Source organism: Bacillus sp. SD075 (assembly GCF_017355165.1).
Classification (GTDB): domain Bacteria; phylum Bacillota; class Bacilli; order Bacillales; family DSM-1321; genus Peribacillus.
On sequence record NZ_JADILK010000001.1, the window covers coordinates 356,757 to 374,335 of the forward strand.

Annotated in this window: 20 protein-coding genes; 18 read left to right on the top strand and 2 right to left on the bottom strand. The window is 43.4% G+C overall.

The window, feature by feature from the left end; genetic code table 11:
• Positions 1–54 precede the first annotated feature (54 nt).
• The 9 genes from IOC57_RS01635 to IOC57_RS01675 all read left to right on the top strand — a co-directional run bounded on the left by IOC57_RS01635 (position 55) and on the right by IOC57_RS01675 (position 7,519).
• Entirely contained in the window at positions 55–624 is a 570-nt protein-coding gene (locus tag IOC57_RS01635) for a LemA family protein (protein WP_396020742.1), read from the top strand.
• Positions 624–1,397 (top strand): TPM domain-containing protein, encoded by a 774-nt coding sequence (locus IOC57_RS01640; RefSeq protein WP_207437073.1) that lies wholly within the window; start codon positions 624–626, stop codon positions 1,395–1,397. The genes IOC57_RS01635 and IOC57_RS01640 overlap by 1 nt, the downstream gene beginning before the upstream one ends.
• 147 nt (positions 1,398–1,544) lie before the next feature.
• Positions 1,545–2,003 (top strand): PRC-barrel domain-containing protein, encoded by a 459-nt coding sequence (locus tag IOC57_RS01645; protein ID WP_207437074.1) that lies wholly within the window; start codon positions 1,545–1,547, stop codon positions 2,001–2,003.
• On the top strand, positions 1,993–2,208 hold the full coding sequence (locus IOC57_RS01650; protein WP_207437191.1) for a hypothetical protein: 216 nt from the start codon (positions 1,993–1,995) through the stop codon (positions 2,206–2,208). Before IOC57_RS01645 ends, IOC57_RS01650 begins: the two co-directional genes overlap by 11 nt.
• A 227-nt stretch (positions 2,209–2,435) precedes the next feature.
• Positions 2,436–3,512 carry an AI-2E family transporter gene (locus IOC57_RS01655; RefSeq protein WP_207437075.1) on the top strand — a complete coding sequence of 359 codons (1,077 nt, stop codon included), beginning with the start codon at positions 2,436–2,438 and terminating at the stop codon, positions 3,510–3,512.
• Positions 3,513–3,822: 310 nt separating this feature from the next.
• The gene (gene alaS / locus IOC57_RS01660; protein ID WP_207437076.1) at positions 3,823–6,459 is read left to right on the top strand and encodes an alanine--tRNA ligase; all 2,637 of its coding nucleotides are present in this window, start codon (positions 3,823–3,825) and stop codon (positions 6,457–6,459) included.
• A gap of 66 nt (positions 6,460–6,525) precedes the next feature.
• Positions 6,526–6,795 (top strand): IreB family regulatory phosphoprotein, encoded by a 270-nt coding sequence (locus IOC57_RS01665; protein WP_034311358.1) that lies wholly within the window; start codon positions 6,526–6,528, stop codon positions 6,793–6,795.
• A complete protein-coding gene (gene ruvX / locus IOC57_RS01670; protein ID WP_053347052.1) occupies positions 6,795–7,220 on the top strand; it encodes a Holliday junction resolvase RuvX in 426 nt (141 codons plus the stop codon). The genes IOC57_RS01665 and ruvX overlap by 1 nt, the downstream gene beginning before the upstream one ends.
• Positions 7,221–7,231: 11 nt before the next feature.
• Positions 7,232–7,519, top strand: coding sequence for a DUF1292 domain-containing protein (locus tag IOC57_RS01675; RefSeq protein WP_207437077.1), 288 nt, complete (start codon positions 7,232–7,234; stop codon positions 7,517–7,519).
• Positions 7,520–7,650: 131 nt separating this feature from the next.
• Here IOC57_RS01675 and IOC57_RS01680 read toward each other — a convergent pair whose 3' ends face one another.
• Complete coding sequence (locus IOC57_RS01680; RefSeq protein WP_207437078.1) at positions 7,651–7,806, bottom strand: hypothetical protein; 156 nt, start codon at positions 7,804–7,806, stop codon at positions 7,651–7,653.
• Positions 7,807–8,141: 335 nt separating this feature from the next.
• Here IOC57_RS01680 and mltG point away from each other — a divergent pair, with 335 nt between their 5' ends.
• From mltG to IOC57_RS01720, 8 genes are all read left to right on the top strand, one after another.
• Positions 8,142–9,278 (top strand): endolytic transglycosylase MltG, encoded by a 1,137-nt coding sequence (gene mltG / locus IOC57_RS01685; RefSeq protein ID WP_207437079.1) that lies wholly within the window; start codon positions 8,142–8,144, stop codon positions 9,276–9,278.
• Between the two features lie 257 nt (positions 9,279–9,535).
• On the top strand, positions 9,536–10,201 hold the full coding sequence (locus IOC57_RS01690) for an O-methyltransferase (RefSeq protein WP_207437080.1): 666 nt from the start codon (positions 9,536–9,538) through the stop codon (positions 10,199–10,201).
• Positions 10,188–11,117 carry a peptidase U32 family protein gene (locus IOC57_RS01695; protein WP_207437081.1) on the top strand — a complete coding sequence of 310 codons (930 nt, stop codon included), beginning with the start codon at positions 10,188–10,190 and terminating at the stop codon, positions 11,115–11,117. The genes IOC57_RS01690 and IOC57_RS01695 overlap by 14 nt, the downstream gene beginning before the upstream one ends.
• A 32-nt stretch (positions 11,118–11,149) precedes the next feature.
• Positions 11,150–12,421 (top strand): peptidase U32 family protein, encoded by a 1,272-nt coding sequence (locus IOC57_RS01700; protein WP_207437082.1) that lies wholly within the window; start codon positions 11,150–11,152, stop codon positions 12,419–12,421.
• A gap of 1 nt (position 12,422) precedes the next feature.
• A complete protein-coding gene (gene udk / locus IOC57_RS01705; protein WP_144479404.1) occupies positions 12,423–13,061 on the top strand; it encodes a uridine kinase in 639 nt (212 codons plus the stop codon).
• A 305-nt stretch (positions 13,062–13,366) separates the two neighbouring features.
• Entirely contained in the window at positions 13,367–13,843 is a 477-nt protein-coding gene (gene greA / locus IOC57_RS01710) for a transcription elongation factor GreA (RefSeq protein WP_063232968.1), read from the top strand.
• A gap of 123 nt (positions 13,844–13,966) precedes the next feature.
• Complete coding sequence (locus IOC57_RS01715; RefSeq protein WP_207437083.1) at positions 13,967–15,718, top strand: peptidoglycan D,D-transpeptidase FtsI family protein; 1,752 nt, start codon at positions 13,967–13,969, stop codon at positions 15,716–15,718.
• Between the two features lie 87 nt (positions 15,719–15,805).
• The gene (locus tag IOC57_RS01720; protein WP_207437084.1) at positions 15,806–16,513 is read left to right on the top strand and encodes a YrrS family protein; all 708 of its coding nucleotides are present in this window, start codon (positions 15,806–15,808) and stop codon (positions 16,511–16,513) included.
• Positions 16,514–16,566: 53 nt separating this feature from the next.
• Here IOC57_RS01720 and IOC57_RS01725 read toward each other — a convergent pair whose 3' ends face one another.
• The gene (locus IOC57_RS01725) at positions 16,567–16,779 is read right to left on the bottom strand and encodes a DUF2536 family protein (protein WP_207437085.1); all 213 of its coding nucleotides are present in this window, start codon (positions 16,777–16,779) and stop codon (positions 16,567–16,569) included.
• Between the two features lie 153 nt (positions 16,780–16,932).
• Between IOC57_RS01725 and IOC57_RS01730 the strand changes: the two genes are divergently transcribed.
• Complete coding sequence (locus IOC57_RS01730; protein WP_207437086.1) at positions 16,933–17,571, top strand: class I SAM-dependent DNA methyltransferase; 639 nt, start codon at positions 16,933–16,935, stop codon at positions 17,569–17,571.
• Positions 17,572–17,579 lie beyond the last annotated feature (8 nt).

Here is a 17,579-nt window from a genome sequence, read left to right on the forward strand (position 1 = left end):
GTTTTGGTGGAACTAATATAGAATATAACTTAAACGTGAAAGAGTAGGGGGGATTTGATGAAAAAAGGGTGGATAATAGGAATAGTCGTTGCCGTTTTACTGGTCATTTATGGGGCATCTTCGTACAACGGCCTTGTAAGTGCCAATGAAGATGTGGACAATAAATGGTCACAGGTGGATAACCAATTGAAACGAAGAGCGGATTTGATTCCGAATCTTGTCGAAACGGTGAAGGGTTATGCTTCGCATGAAACGGAAGCCATTAAAGCGGTCAGTGATGCACGCTCGAAGTTGGCAGGTGCCAATTCTACTGAAGATGCGATTGAAGCCGATCAAGAATTGAGCGGGGCCTTGAGCCGTCTTTTGGTGGTTGTCGAGAACTATCCGGATTTAAAGGCCAATGAGAACTTTAAGGGTCTCATGGATAGTTTGGAAGGAACGGAAAATCGACTGACGGTAGCACGAAAAGACTATAATGATGAAGTTACCAACTATAATAAGATGATTAAACGATTTCCGAAGAATATGATGGCAGCAGCGTTCGGGTTCGATGTCAAACCATATTTTGAAGTGACCGATCAAGAAAAAGAAACGCCAAAGGTTGATTTCGGGAGCGATAAATAATGAAAAAACTCGCTGTGTTTGCGCTATTCTCCATTCTTATGTGCAGTTTAGCAAACGTGGTCGCAGCACAACCTAATATTCCTGAACCAGTTGGCGATATATATGTTCAGGACTTCGCCGAAGTCCTGGATGATCAGGAAAAATCCGACCTCATCGAGCTTGGGAAACGCTTGGATGATGCCACAAAAGCACAAATTTCCGTTTTGACGGTTGATTCGATGGAAGGATCCGAGATCGAGGAGTACTCGGTCGAGGCTTTGAGAGCATTCAAGCTTGGGGATGCCGAGCTGAACAATGGTGTCCTCATTGTTCTGGCCATGGAAGAACAGAAAATCCGTATTGAAGTGGGGTACGGATTGGAAGGGGCCATTACCGATATAAAATCCGGTCAGATTTTGGACAATGTGGCTATCCCTGCGCTGAAAGAGGGTAAATATGATGTTGCCCTGACGGAAACCTATAAGGCCGTATATAACGATGTCACGAAAGAATACAACTTAGGTGACGAGTTTTTTCAAGATCTCTCCGTTCAGCCAGAGTCAGAAAACTTTCAGCCATCAGGTTTACAGATTTTCCTCATTATCATCGTAGTCATCATCGTATTCATCCTCGATGCCAAGTTCTTTAAAGGATTTTTCCTTCAAACGCTAATCAATATCATTTTGATATTCATCAGTCGCGGAGGCGGCGGTGGCCGTGGAGGCGGCAGCGGCGGTCCACGCGGAGGCGGAGGCGGAAGTTCCGGTGGCGGAGGTGCCAGCAGGGGATGGTAAAGCAGATGGATCAGACCGGGAAACCGGTCTTTTTTTTATGCCTGTTCCCTGTATTTCCGGAAGATCGAGCAACAATGGAAAACCTTTCAGCACATCTATTTTCAGCAGTAAAGAAATAATAAAAATGTTCGGAAAGGCGGGATCACCTTGCGGACGTTTTCATTATTGAAAGGAATGCCGGTTTTTACGATCAAAGGAGAAAGAATCGGCATAGTCCACGATTTATCAATTTCTGAAATGGGTCAGGTAACAGGCTTGGTCGTTCATCAGCAAGCATTGTTCAAAAGAGCTTTTCATTTGAAACTTGACGATATTTCTTCATTCGGTCCAGATGGGATCGTCATCATGCAACTGGATTCAAGCTTAAGGAAAGTGCCGGCGGATTCCATATGCCTATCGAAGGACGAATTATTGGGGCGCATGCTTTTTTCAGAAATGGGCGAAGAATTGGGTTTACTGCAGGATGTATATTTCAGGGAAAAAATGGGCACGATTATAGCGTATGAAACAACGGATGGGTTTTTCTCGGAGTCGACAGTGATAGAATCAAAACAGCCGCCTGCATTAGGGAAGGATACCATCATTGTTTCAGTTTATGAACAGTGAGGTGTCCATTTTGGAAATTAAATGTCCGAATTGCCGCAGTAAAGATGTTGGGAAGATTGGCGTGAATCAATATTATTGTTGGAATTGCTTTATTGAAATGACTCTATCCGAAGGGTTCATTAATACGCACCAAGTCGAGGAAGATGGAAGTTTAAGCTCATTGGACGATTTGTTTGAGGAAAATGACCGCCGCTTCAGTATGTAATTTAACGGAAGAGGTGTTTGCAATGGCTAGACGTTCACGGAATACTCTAATGAATATGGGTTCGGACTTGATGAACTCGAAGATGATCAAACGGAACATGAAGAAAATACGCAAAAGATTAAAGTCATTATTATAGCGGGAATGAGTGTCCTGATAATGAGGGCACTCTTTTTTATGTATGAAAACCTTCCGCCTTTCGAAGAATAAATAAGCGGGAGGTGTTTTTAGTGAGTATTCGTCTAAAGTGGTTCTATCGCCTGGGTTTTTTACTGCTCTTATTTTTCGTTATCTATATTTTTTTGAAACTTAAGCCCATGTGGGGACCTGCCGTTACTGTATGTGTGACGGTACTGCTGCCTTTTTTGATTGGTGCGTTCATCAGTTACTTGCTGCACCCTGTAGTGGAATATTTAAATGAAAAAGGGATGCGGCGCTGGCTTTCGATTACGATCATCTATTTGTTGTTTTTCGGAGGAATCGGCTTTGCTGTGTATAAAGGTATTCCAGTGATGGTCAGCCAGGTACGCGAGCTGTCGGAAAGCGTACCGGAACTGGTTGAGCAGTATCAGGGCAGGATCGATAAGCTCAACCATCAGACGGCGGCCTGGCCGTTCGGAATTCATGAAAGATTCGAAGAAGGTGTCACCCTTTTCGAAAATTGGCTGAAGCGAATACCTGAAAAGGCGATGGAGTATGCCATGAAGATGCTTGATTTCATCCTTCTGATCGCGTTGATTCCATTCATTGCTTTTTATATCCTGAAAGATTTCACAGCCTTAAAAAAAATGGCATGGTATATGACCCCGAAGAAGTGGCGCAAGCAGGGACGGGCATTCGTTCGTGATGTGGATGCGTCGCTTGGCGGCTATATCCGCGGACAAATCATCGTCTGTGTCGTGATCGGGTTGATTTCCTCATTGCTTTTCTGGATAGTCGGGATGCAATATCCGCTTCTATTGGGGGCGATAATCGGAATAACGAATGTCATTCCGTATTTCGGACCGATCATTGGGGCCATTCCCGCAGTGATCATCGCCGCGACAATGTCTGTAAAAATGGTGTTGATCATCGCCTTAATCGTGCTGGTGCTCCAATTTCTCGAGGGGAATATCCTATCGCCGCTCATAGTCGGTAAAAGCCTCCATATGCATCCGCTGTTCATCATGCTTGCATTATTGGCCGGAGGTGAAATAGGCGGGATCATGGGCATGGTCCTTTCGATTCCCATCCTGGCTGTGTTGAAAGTTTTTGTCCTTCATGCCCGCGTTCACTTTAGAAAGAAGCCGCCCCTTATTGACAAATAAAAGTCTTGTGAATATAATCCATTACATAAGATAATTCGTTGAAGGATGAAGTATGCTGAAGTCCATCTAAAAGAGAGGGGTCCCCCAGGCTGAAAGGGACCGCCAGGTGAAGAGCAGCAGAAAGCTAGTCCTGAGAGCAGCTAATACCTGCCGTCACGCCGCGTTAAGGCTTTTATGAAGGTGATGGGCCTAGGATGAATTCCTGCGTCCGTAATCAGGGTGGTACCGCGAGTCAACTCTCGTCCCTGTTTTTGGGATGAGGGTTTTTTGTGTGCTCAAAATTACATAATTTTAAAAGGAGGATATATATATGAAGTATTTAACTGGTGCTCAAATCCGCCAAATGTATTTAGATTTTTTTAGTGAAAAAGGCCATAATATCGAACCAAGTGCGTCATTGGTTCCTCATGAAGATCCATCATTGCTGTGGATCAATTCCGGGGTGGCGACGTTAAAGAAATATTTTGATGGACGGGTGATCCCTGAAAATCCAAGGATTACAAATGCTCAAAAGGCCATCCGTACTAACGATATTGAAAACGTGGGGAAAACGGCACGGCATCATACGTTTTTCGAAATGCTCGGAAACTTCTCCATTGGTGAATATTTCAAAGAAGAAGCCATTACATGGGCATGGGAATTTTTGACGGATGAAAAATGGATTGGGTTCGACAAAGATAAATTGGCTGTGACGATCCATCCTGAAGATGATGAAGCATTCGAACTCTGGAATAAGAAAATCGGTGTTCCTGCTGAAAGGATCATTCGCCTGGAAGAAAACTTCTGGGATATCGGTGAGGGTCCAAGCGGCCCGAATACAGAGATTTTCTATGACCGCGGACCAGCATATGGTGATGATCCGAATGATCCGGAACTATATCCAGGAGGGGAAAATGAACGGCATCTGGAAGTTTGGAACCTTGTGTTTTCTCAATTCAACCACAATCCTGACGGTTCTTACACACCGCTTCCAAAGAAAAATATCGATACAGGCATGGGCCTTGAACGTATGGCTTCCGTCGTTCAAGATGTGGCGACGAACTATGATACAGATTTATTCATGCCAATCATCCGGGCAGTCGAAGAGATTTCCGATGTGAAGTATGGTATCGATTCAGAAAAGGATGTTGCATTCAAGGTCATTGCCGACCATATTCGTACGGTAGCCTTTGCAGTAGGTGACGGTGCTCTTCCATCCAACGAAGGCCGCGGTTATGTATTGCGCCGTTTACTCCGCAGAGCGGTTCGATATGCTAAGCAAATCAACATCAATCGACCATTCATGTTCGAGCTTGTGACTGTCGTCGGTGAAATCATGAAAGACTTCTACCCTGAAGTCCTCAAGAATAAGGAGTTCATTGCAAAAGTAATCAAAAATGAAGAGGAACGCTTCCATGAAACTCTAAATGATGGTCTGTCCATCCTTTCTGAGGTCATTAAAAAGGAAAAGGGAAAAGGCGGCACGACCATTCCGGGCAGTGATGCATTCCGTTTATATGACACATATGGTTTCCCGATTGAATTAACGGAAGAATATGCAGAAGAAGAAGGCATGACGGTCGATCAAGCTGGATTTGAAAAAGAGATGGATGCACAGCGTGAACGTGCCCGTTCCGCACGACAAGATGTTGATTCCATGCAAATCCAGGGCGGGGTATTGGGTGATATTAAAGTAGAAAGTGAATTTGTCGGCTATGATCAAGTTGCTGTCGAAGCCAAAGTTGCTGCCATCATAAAAAATGGCGAGCTTGTAACGGAGGCACAAGAAGGTGAAGAAGTTCAAGTGATCCTGAACAAGACTCCTTTCTACGCGGAAAGCGGCGGACAAATAGCTGATATAGGAACGATGGCCAGTGAATCCGTGAAGGTTGATGTCCAGGATGTCCAAAAAGCTCCTAATGGCCAAAATCTGCACCGTGTAACAGTAATTGCAGGCACATTAATATCAGATTCCGATATCGTTGCTACAGTCAATCAAGAAAATCGCATCCATATCACGAAAAACCATACAGCGACGCATCTTCTGCATCAGGCGTTGAAAGATGTTCTTGGTACACATGTCAACCAAGCTGGTTCACTCGTACAGGCTGAGCGCCTACGCTTCGATTTCTCTCATTTTGGCCAGATCACGGCGGAAGAGATTGAACAGATCGAAACGATTGTAAATGAAAAGATTTGGCAAAGCTTGCAAGTGAATACGGATTATAAAAACATCGAAGAAGCAAAGGCGATGGGCGCAATGGCCTTGTTCGGCGAAAAATATGGCAAGATTGTCCGTGTCGTTCAAATAGGCGATTACAGTCTTGAACTATGCGGAGGGGTCCACGTTCCGAATACAGCGGTGATCGGCTTGTTCAAGATCGTTTCCGAAAGCGGAATCGGTGCAGGGACTCGCCGTATAGAAGCGGTAACGGGTGCCGGGGCATACAAATTGATGACGGATCAAATCGGTGTCTTGAAAGATGCGGCTGCTAAATTGAAAACGAATTTGAAAGATGTGCCTTCAAGAATCGAAACGGTTCTAGCTGAAGTGAAGGATCTTCATCGTGAAAATGAAAGCTTGACTGCAAAATTAAGCAATATTGAAGCTGGCAGCCTTGTTTCTAACGTAAAAGAAATTAATGGTGTACAAGTATTGGTGGCAAAGGTTCAAGCTACAGACATGAATAATTTACGTGCGATGGCTGATGATTTGAAACAAAAACTTGATTCTGTCATTATCGTATTAGGTTCCGCCCAAGGTGATAAAGTCAATTTGATTGCCGGAGTTACGAAGGATTATATCGAACGCGGTTTCCATGCAGGTAAATTAATCAAGGAAGTCGCATCTCGTTGCGGTGGCGGCGGCGGCGGACGCCCAGATATGGCACAAGCAGGTGGAAAAGACCCAGAAAAATTGGATTCTGCACTTAATTTTGTTGAAGAATGGGTCTTAACGATTTCATAATCAATGAAAAGTGTTGTACAATGAAGATAATAATGGATTCTGGACGCTGAGGAGAGGTGCATGATAATGAGTTCCTTTGATAAAACGATGAAATTTAATTTTCCCGAAGAACCATTCGAAAGAGATGTACAGGAAGTATTGTCTCAAGTTTATGTTGCACTTCAGGAAAAAGGGTATAACCCGATTAACCAGATTGTCGGTTATCTATTATCTGGTGACCCGGCTTACATCCCTCGCCATATGGATGCTCGAAACATTATTCGCAAGCTTGAACGCGATGAGATCATCGAAGAATTGGTTAAATCGTATCTTAAGAACCATCGAGAGGAATACTAATGCGCACAATGGGACTTGATTTAGGTTCAAAAACCATCGGCGTTGCCGTGAGTGACGCGATGGGCTGGACTGCACAAGGATTGGAAACAATCAAAATTAACGAAGCTGGAAATGACTTCGGCTTTAAACGTCTCAATGAAATAATAAAAGAACATGAAGTTTCTAAAATTGTCCTCGGTTTACCCAAAAATATGAACGGAACCGTTGGACCGCGCGGTGAGATCAGCCAAGATTTCGCCAAGCGTTTAGAAAACAAATTCAAGCTGCCGGTGTTTCTCTGGGATGAACGGTTGACAACTATGGCAGCTGAACGTGTTCTTCTTGAGGCGGACGTGAGCCGAAGCAAACGCAAGAAAGTCATTGATAAAATGGCAGCTGTCATGATTCTACAAGGTTTCTTGGACAGACAAACAAATTCAATATGAGGTGAATACAAATGGAACACGGTGAAAACAACATTACAGTAGTAGATGAAAACGGAAATGAGCAGCTTTGCGAAATCCTTTTCACATTCGACTCAGATAAATTCAACAAATCTTATGTACTTTACTATCCGATGTCTGCAGAAGATGAAGAGGAAGAAATTGAAATCCACGCTTCATCATTCGTACCAAGCGAAGATAATAAAGATGGTGAACTTACTCCGATCGAAACAGAAGAAGAATGGGATCTTGTCGAAGAAATGTTAAATACATTCCTTGACCAAGAAGAAGCGGAAGAATAAGATTAGAAAAAAACCGGCCCCTAAAGGTCGGTTTTTTTTTGATAATTGATTGAACGGGGGGAAGGGACTCCTGAGGGAAAGCGAGTGCCTGGAGAGAAAACCGGCCTCCATAATAACGGTCGGTTTTTTCCTTATCTTTTCTTTGCGAATAAAAGTATAAATGTAGCGAGTGGACCCAAAAATAAGGATAGCAAGAACCAATTCAACGCCGTTCTATTTTTACCTTGAGCAAGTCCGGCGTTTATGAGTGCCAATGTCCCCCAACCTACAAAATAAGAATTATCCAACTCCTTCACACCTTTCTTCATCTTAAATTAATACTGCCTTCCCCACATGAATATTCCTGTCATTGCCTGAGATGCGTAACGCATGCAGGAAATAAATGGGCGTGCTTTTTTTTAACTGAAGCAATAAGATATCACTATTTTCCTATTAAATAACACCTGTATATTGACAAAACTAGTGCATTTTTGCCATAAATAGAGTATTGATGTATGTAGTTTTGCAAAAAACATGTAATTATTTGTTGATTTTAGTATAATGTTCGAAGCAAAGATTAATTAGAGAAAGCATCATCTAGAAACCATTCTGTAGTTGGTGTGAGTTTGCAGGGGGAATGAAAATGGATGAAAAAGATAAAAATTTATCTAAAAAGGAACATATCCGAATGAAATTGTTAGAACAGCAAGGAGAAGCCAAGCTGGTTCGTAAAATCATCATGATTACGGTAGCTTCGCTCATTTTATTAATTGGGGTAGTTGGTCTTGTGGGCTTTTTATATATCAACTCAGCCATGAAGCCAGTCGATCCAGATGATGACACCATCAAGAAAGTGAAAATCCCAATCGGTTCTTCCGTTAACGGGATTTCAACGTTGCTTGAAGAGCAGGGAATAATCAAGGACGCACGTGTATTCAAATATTATATTAAATTCCGCAATGAATCCGGTTTTCAGGCAGGAGAGTATAAATTATCACCATCCATGCCCATTGAAGATATTGTAACAAGCATCAAAACCGGCAAACTCATGAAGGAAGCTGCCATGAAGATAACGATTCCTGAAGGAAAGCAGCTTATCCAAATTGCCGATATCATCGCAGTTAAGACGGGTGAAGATCCGAAAAAGGTCTTTAAGAAATTGAATGATGAGAAATTTGTAAATTCCATGCAAGAGAAATTTCCGCAGCTCTTGACCTCGGAAATTGAAAATGAAAAGGTTTTATATCCGCTTGAAGGGTACCTTTTCCCAGCTACGTATGACTTTTATGAGGAAAAGCCGACCCTGGAATCGATCGTCATCGAGATGCTGAAGAAAACGGAAGAGACATTGCAGGCTTATGAGAGTCAAATGGACAAGAACGATTATTCCGTACACCAGATGCTGACCTTCGCTTCACTTGTTGAAGAAGAGGCAACGGCACAAGTCGATCGCGGAAAGATAGCTTCCGTCTTTTACAATCGTATTGAGGAAGATATGCCACTTCAAACCGATCCGACCGTTTTGTATGCGAAGGGTTCACATAAGAACAGGGTGTTTTATAAAGACCTTGAGGTGAAATCCCCTTATAATACGTATAAGAACAAGGGGCTGCCGCCAGGACCGATTGCCAATGCCGGAACGACATCGATCGATGCGGTACTGAAACCTGAGAAAACGGATTATCTGTACTTTTTGGCAACACCTGAAGGGGAAGTCCTTTACTCCAAGACCTTGGATGATCACAATGACAAAAAGGCAGAGCATATTTCCAATAAATAAATAAAAAAATGCTAGGAGACTGAGGGGGGAGGGATATTACTTTCCCCTTGTTTTTATGATAGAATAGTACAAGTGAATTTTTGATCCGATTCTTATCGGTGACGTAACTCGGCGAATGCCGGGTTTTATTTTGAAAGATAAGGAAATGTAGATCGTCAAGCATACTTGTTTCAGCTCCTTGTGAAGGAATTGTCCAATCAATTTTTTCATGTTACTGACCAAGCGCTTTTGTTTTCCTTATAATTGGAGGAAACGTTTTGAACGGAAAAATAGAACAATATCTTCATTCCTTAATTCCGGAGCGTACGGGTTTACTTAAGGAGTTGGAAGATTTTGCGATGGAAAATAATGTGCCGATCATGGAGCCCGAAGGCATTGAGGTGCTGCTTCAGATTTTAAGGCTTCATCAGCCAAAGGCGATATTGGAAGTAGGTTCGGCGATTGGCTACTCGGCCATAAGGATGGCCGAAACCCTTCCGGACGCTCGAATCGTCACACTTGAACGGAATGAAGCCCGTATTGAGCAGGCAAGGGCTAACTTCAAGAAGGCTGGACTGTCGGAAAGGATTACCCTCATTGAAGGGGATGCCCTTGAAGCCGGGCCGAAAGTGATGGAACATGGTCCGTTTGATATCATCTTCGTTGATGCAGCTAAAGGGCAGTACAAGCGATTCTTTGAACTGTTTGAACCATTCCTTGCCGGTGCTGGGGTTATCATTACAGATAATGTTTTATTCAAAGGCCTGGTTGCCGAAAACATTGAAGAAATGGAAATGACGAGAAGAAAGCGGGCTCTCATCAAAAAAATCAGAGACTTTAACATCTGGTTACATGACCATCCAAATTTCGATACGGTGATTTTGCCGATTGGTGATGGTGTGGCCATTAGTAAACATAGAGGTGACAAAAATGAAAAAGCCTGAATTACTCGTGACTCCGACAAGTGTCGATCATATTAGAGAACTCATCGATGCTGGCGCTGACGCCTTTATCATTGGCGAACAACGTTATGCGCTTAGGCTGGCAGGGGAGTTCAAACGTGAAGAGGTAGAGAAGGCGATTGAGCTTGCACATGCCGCGGGAAAGAAGGTATACGTATCCATGAACGCCATTTTTCATAATGAAAAAGTGGATGAGCTTGAAGGGTATGTCACTTTCCTTAAGCAGGCTGGTGCCGACCGGATCATATTCGGTGATCCCGCAGTCTTAATGGCTGTCCGTGCCGTGGCGCCTGATATGCCCCTGCACTGGAATACAGAGATGACGGTAACGAACTGGTACACATGTAATTATTGGGGGAAACGCGGTGCTGTCCGTGCTGTGGCTGCCCGTGAGATAAGTCTGGATGAGATTGTGGAAATGAAGGAAAATGCCGAAGTGGAGATTGAAGTGCAAGTGCACGGCATGACATGCATGTTCCAATCGAAGCGTACTCTCCTAGGTAATTACTTTGAATACCAAGGCAAGGCATTGGAAGTGGAAAATCGGAAGGAACATAGAAATATGTTCTTGCATGATAAGGAACGTGAAAATAAATACCCGATTTATGAAGATGAAAATGGTACACACATCATGAGTCCGAATGATATGTGCATGATCGATGAACTTCAGGAATTGATTGAAGCGGACATTGATTCGCTGAAAATCGAAGGGGTATTGCAAACACCGGAATATATCGTGGACATGACAAAGTTATATCGGGAAGCGATTGACGTATGTGCTGAAGACCCTGACCGGTATGATGACATGAAATCGGACTTTTTTGAAAAAGTCAAAGCGGCTCAGCCGGATAGCCGTGAGTTGGATACCGGGTTCTTCTTTAAAGAATCGGTTTATTAAAGAAAAGGGTAAGAGAAAGAGGAGGAATAGCCTTGAATGCTATTGCTGATAAAATTTCCAAGATCGTTGATGGAAAGAGAGTCATTGTAAAAAAACCGGAATTGCTGGCTCCGGCCGGCAACCTGGAAAAATTAAAAATTGCCGTCCATTACGGCGCGGATGCCGTGTTCATTGGCGGTCAGGAATATGGCCTCCGTTCCAATGCAGGCAACTTCACGTTTGAGGAAATGAAGGAAGGCGTCGAATTCGCTAAAAAGTATGGTGCCAAAGTATATGTAACCACAAATATCTTCGCCCATAATGAAAATATCGATGGACTGGACGAATACCTGGAAGGTCTTCAGGAGGCTGGGGTTCATGGTATCATCGTCGCCGATCCATTAATCATCGAAACCTGTAAAAGGGTCGCTCCGAACGTCGAGATCCATTTAAGCACACAGCAATCGCTATCGAACTGGAAGGCTGTTCAGTATTGGAAAGAGGAAGGCTTGGAGCGGGTTGTTTTGGCCCGTGAGACAAGTGCTGATGAAATCCGTGAAATGAAAGAGAAGGTCGATATCGAAATCGAGGCTTTCGTTCACGGGGCCATGTGCATTGCCTATTCTGGACGCTGCACCCTTTCGAACCATATGACGGCGCGTGATTCGAACCGCGGAGGCTGCTGTCAGTCTTGCCGCTGGGATTATGATTTATATGAATTGGATCAAGACGGGGAAAAGGCTTTATTCGATAAAGAAGATGCTCCATTCGCAATGAGTCCAAAAGACTTGAAGCTGATTGAATCCTTGCCAGGCATGATTGAAATTGGCATAGACAGCTTGAAAGTCGAAGGAAGAATGAAGTCCATCCATTATATCGCTACAGTTGTCAGCGTCTATCGGAAAGTGATTGATGCGTATTGTGCCGATCCGGACAATTTCAAGATTAAACAGGAATGGCTGGAAGAGCTTGATAAGTGTGCGAACCGTGAGACGGCATCATCGTTCATGGAAGGGGAAATTCCTGGGTATAAACAGCAAATGTTCGGGAATCATACCGTAAAGACTCGCTTCGACTTCGCAGGATTGGTGCTTGCTTACGACGAGGAAACTAAAATCGTCACCATGCAGCAACGTAACTTCTTCAAGCCTGGGGATGAAGTGGAGTTTTTTGGACCGGAAATCGAAAACTTCACTCAAAAAATCGGTACGATCTGGGATGAGTCAGGTAAGGAGCTGGAGGCAGCCCGCCATCCGCTTCAAATTGTCCGCATTCAAGTAGATAATAGAGTTTATGTGAACAATATGATGCGGAAGGGGAATTGACATGACAAGAAAGAAACCAGTGGTCATCGGAGTTACAGGAGGGTCGGGATCAGGTAAAACAAGTGTTACCCGTTCCATTTTTGAATTCTTTCAAGGACATTCCATCTTGATGATCGAACAAGATTATTACTATAAAGATCAAAGTCATCTGCCTTTTGAAGAGCGCTTGAAAACGAACTATGATCATCCGCTTGCATTCGATAATGATTTGCTAATTGATCACCTTAACGCATTGCTGCGCTATGAAACGATAGAAAAACCCGTATATGATTATTCGATCCATACGCGTTCCGAAGAAGTCATCACAGTTGAGCCCCAGGATGTGATCATCCTTGAAGGGATTCTTGTGCTGGAGGATGAGCGCCTCCGGGACCTGATGGATATGAAGCTATATGTTGATACGGACGCAGACTTGCGAATCCTTCGTCGGATGACCCGTGATATTAAAGAACGAGGCCGTTCCATAGATTCCGTCATCGAACAATACATCAGTGTAGTCCGTCCGATGCATAATCAATTCATTGAACCGACGAAGCGGTATGCGGACATCATCATTCCAGAAGGCGGTCAGAACCATGTGGCGATTGACCTTATGGTGACGAAAATTCAAACAATCCTTGAACAAAAGTCTTTTTTGTAATAACATAGCATAAATAATGATAGGTGCCATTTTCCGCCGTTTATTTAAATAATCCCATTTATTTGTTGGGAAAGACTGGACAAATGTTGGAAAACGCAATACTCTATTCTTGATACAGAACGAACCGGCTGCACATCGCAGTCGGTTTATATACTAAGGAACGAATTGTTTCTTAGTATCGTAGCGTGTACTTTTTAAGTCGCGCAATTATATATTTTGACCCGATTTCAGGGTTAAGCACTATATAGTACATAAACTTGTCACAGCGAATGCTTGCTGTAAAGAATTTGAAGGAGTGAAGGGTTTTGGCAATTGAAAAAGAATATCCAATGACTAAAGAAGGTAAGTTGAAGCTTGAACAGGAACTGGAACAGTTAAAAACGGTTAAACGTAAAGAAGTGGTGGAAAGAATCAAAATCGCCCGCAGTTTTGGGGACCTTTCCGAGAATTCAGAGTACGATTCCGCGAAAGAAGAGCAGGCTTTCGTTGAAGGACGCATTACAACAATCGAAAACATGATCCGTAATGCAAAAATCATTGAAGGCAATGATACGAATACAGATACAGTTTCGCTTGGAAAATCGGTAACATTCGTGGAACTTCCAAATGGTGACGAAGAAACGTATTCCATCGTAGGAAGCGTTGAAGCGGATCCATTCGAAGGGAAAATCTCCAATGATTCACCAATCGCGAAAAGCCTGATCGGGAAAAGGGTCGGGGACAAGGTATCGATCATGACACCTGGCGGCGAAATGAGCGTCAAGATTGTTTCCATCAGCTAATTAAATGCAAAAGAGGATGTCCAGGGGGACATCCTCTTTTTTATCCGAAAAAGGCCGCGTTAAATTTGTTCATAATTGTTTAAAAATTCGCACCTCGTCAACAATGGTTACGAGGTGTATTTTATGAAAAAGAAACGAATGAGGTTGCTGGCTCTTTTTTTGACCACTTTTATGCTGATGCTCATAGGTAGGCTTGCCTACATTCAACTTGTATCGACAGAATCTTTTTCAAAGCATGATGTGAACCTGTTAGAAGCAAGCGTGAATCAGCGTTCACAGATATTAAAGATCGATGATGGACGCGGAAAGTTTTATGACAGAAATGGGGAACCGCTTGCACATGAAGAAATCCCAACGCTCGTCCTATTTCCATTTTTAAAAAAAATGACATGGCCGATAGATGAAGTGGCCTCGATAATAGGTAAATCGGAAGCGGAGTTAAAACGGGCGATAGAACAAGCGGACGAACCATTCGTCTTTGGCGGGGATGATCCGATCGAGTTGACGTCCAGCCAATCGAAGGCCATTAATGAATTGAAGATTCCCGGGGTCTTTGCCGTGAACGAGAAATTATATCATGCTCAAACCCCTGCAGCACAATTGATCGGAACGACGAATATATCTGATGCGGAAAAGAAAAAACGTTATCCGGACATGAATTTATCCCCTGAAACGAAAATAGGCAATACGGGGCTGCAAAGGACCTTCGATGAGTTCTTGCTTTCCGCGGGTGAATCAAAGCTCGTTTTTCACGTGGACGCCAGCGGTGGCCCAATGTTCGGTGTCGATGTTAAATATGTGGAACCTGCGAACCCGCTTTACCCGGTGAAGGTCGTGACGACGATCGATAAAGAAATTCAGGAGAAAGCGGAGAAGCTCGTCGATGAACGCGGGATAAAAAAAGGCGGACTCGTACTGATCGATATTGAAAAAAGTGAAATTGTCGCCATGGTATCACGTCCGGCGCTTAATATAAAAGATCCGAATGGCGAAGGGGCCGTCAATATGATGTTGACTCAAAAAACGCCGGGTTCCGTCTTTAAAACGGTTACGGCAGCAGCCGCCATCGATTATGAAGCGGCTAGCCCCACCCGGACATTTAATTGTAATTTGACGATAGACGGCAAAACGGATAAACAGAGGGAACTGGGCATGCTTAATTTTGAAAAGAGCTTTGCCCAAAGCTGCAACAGGACGTTTGCCGAGCTGTCACAGGAAATAGCTGAAAAGGACCCGGATTTTTTGGATAAATACGCAAAAATGTTAGGGCTGGTTGGTGAAACTGGCTGGCAAGGGGATGTCTATCACACCGAAGTTACTCAATTGCATCATGAACAAGACGGGAAGGTCTGGCATGATGATGATTTAAAAAAAGATCCGAAAATGATTGCCAAAACAGCAATTGGCCAGCAGGATGTCCAAACGACACCATTAGCGATAGCGAATATGATGGCAACGATTGCCCGCGGCGGCAAGAAGGAACAGGTCAAAGCCGTTTCCAGGGTCGAATTTAACAATAGTACCACCGTAGTCGACTTTCCCAATCAAAGCATGGACGGGGAGACATTGTCTCCTTATACAACGATGAAGATGCAGCATCTTCTTAGGAAGGTCGTGACGGAAGAGAAAGGGACGGGCGCTTTCTTGAGAGATTTGCCTGTTGATGTCGCTGGAAAATCCGGAACGGCTCAGACCAATATCGAAAAAGGGCAGCTCAATAAATGGTTTGCGGGCTACTTTCCATATAAAAATCCCAAATATGCTCTTGTTACCGTAAGTTTTGAAACGAAGGAAAACAGTTCCAGCATGACACCTCTTTTTTCAGATATTGTAAAAGTCCTGTACTCCAAGGACCAGGACAATGACGAGAATTGACGAAAAGTGTAGGAAACCCTTCCCTTCTATCTCTGGCTAAATCATGTTAAAATGAGGCAGTAAGAAATGGTAAGGGAGGAATGGACCTTGGGCTCACGTTTTAATCAGAGAGATCAAAAAAGGAAAGTAAATAAAATATATAATATTGCAATCACCATCGTTTCCATATTAATCGTCATTGTCGCGGTCACGATTTTCTTAAGTGATGATGGCACCGAATCAAAAAAAGCCACGACTGAACCAAAGCAAATCGCCGAGACAAATAAGGGGAAAGAAGTGGACAAACCTGCTGGCAAAGAGGAAGAAACGGATTCAGAGAAGGAAGACGCAGTAGGGGATAGTGAAGCAACGGAAGAAGATGCTGAGAAAGAAGATAGTAAAGCAGCAGAGGAAGATGGAGAAGAGCAGGCTGAAGATGATGCAGATTCAGAAAAAGCAGGAGATGCCGAACTTGTGGAAGTGGAAGGCAGCGGCGATGGCAATGTTGCGGCTACCTATACAAGTGAGGGCTGGAAACCAGTTGGAACTGAGCAATCCGGAGAGCACACTACAAGCTTTGAAAAGGGCTCGGTCGATTGGAATGAAATGAGTAAAGCCATAGCGAGTGGGGCTGGAATCGATGAAGGCAGCATGAAGCTATGGTGGCTGCAAAACGGCGGTTCGCCCACCACGGCAATCGGTACCGTTTCTGAAGGGGATAATCCGAAAACCTTCCGCGTTTATATTGAATGGGTGGATGGATCAGGTTGGAAACCTGCAAAAGTCGAAGAGCTGAAGACAAACGATAAAAGGTAATGACGAAAAACCCCCGAAAGCAATTCCGCTTTTCGGGGGTTTTTTCATGTTGATCACTTTTTTGCTTTAAAGTGGACGACTGCACTATAAAAACGTCTGCCTTCTTCACTTACATACATTTGGTGTGACACGGATTCCACCTGAAGCATGATCGCTTTATTGATTTCAATTTGTGATTGAATTTTTTCTTCAAGGTTCTTAATGTTTTCTGCCTCGAAAAATTCTATTTTATCTTCGAATAAGTTTAAGTCGAGTTGAAAACTCATGACTATTCCCCCCAACATTCAGATACTGTTAGTTTAACACCATTTTGGCTGAATCTGAACCTAATGAATTTGCCTAAAAACAAGAACGGTTTCAGTGTTTATTTCATATTATGCTTATAGGTTTTATTATCTTATCATAAAAGGTGATTAAAAATGGGCAGAGAATTTATCGATTTATTTGAAGAATGGTCGAAATCGTATGATGATACGGTTGGTGGACACGATATTGAGTATCAAGAGGTTTTTAAACATTATGACAGCATATTGGACAGCGTCGCGGATCGGGCTCATGGTCATGTGCTGGAGTTCGGGGTAGGTACCGGGAATTTGACGGAAAGGCTTTTGAATAAAGGCTTAAAGGTATCGGGAATAGAACCTTCACCCGCGATGAGGGAAATAGCGGTAAGCAAACTGCGCGGAAAAACGGAAATCGAAGATGGTGATTTTATCGATTTTCCGAAGCCGGTACAGGTGGATTCGATCGTGAGTACGTACGCGTTTCATCATTTAACCGATGAAGAAAAAGAAAAAGCGATAGTCAGCTATGGAAAGTTACTGAATACTGGTGGTAAAATAGTGTTTGCGGATACGATGTATCAATCAAGGGAAGCGCATGAACGGGCGATTCAAGATGCAAGGCAGGCAGGCTTTCATAATTTGGCGAACGATTTGCAAACGGAATATTATACTACGATTCCTTTTTTGGAAAAAGTGCTTGAAGAAAATGGATATAATGTGAACTTCGAGCGATGCAATCAATTTGTCTGGATTATGGAGGCGGAAAAATTATAGGAAGAGGT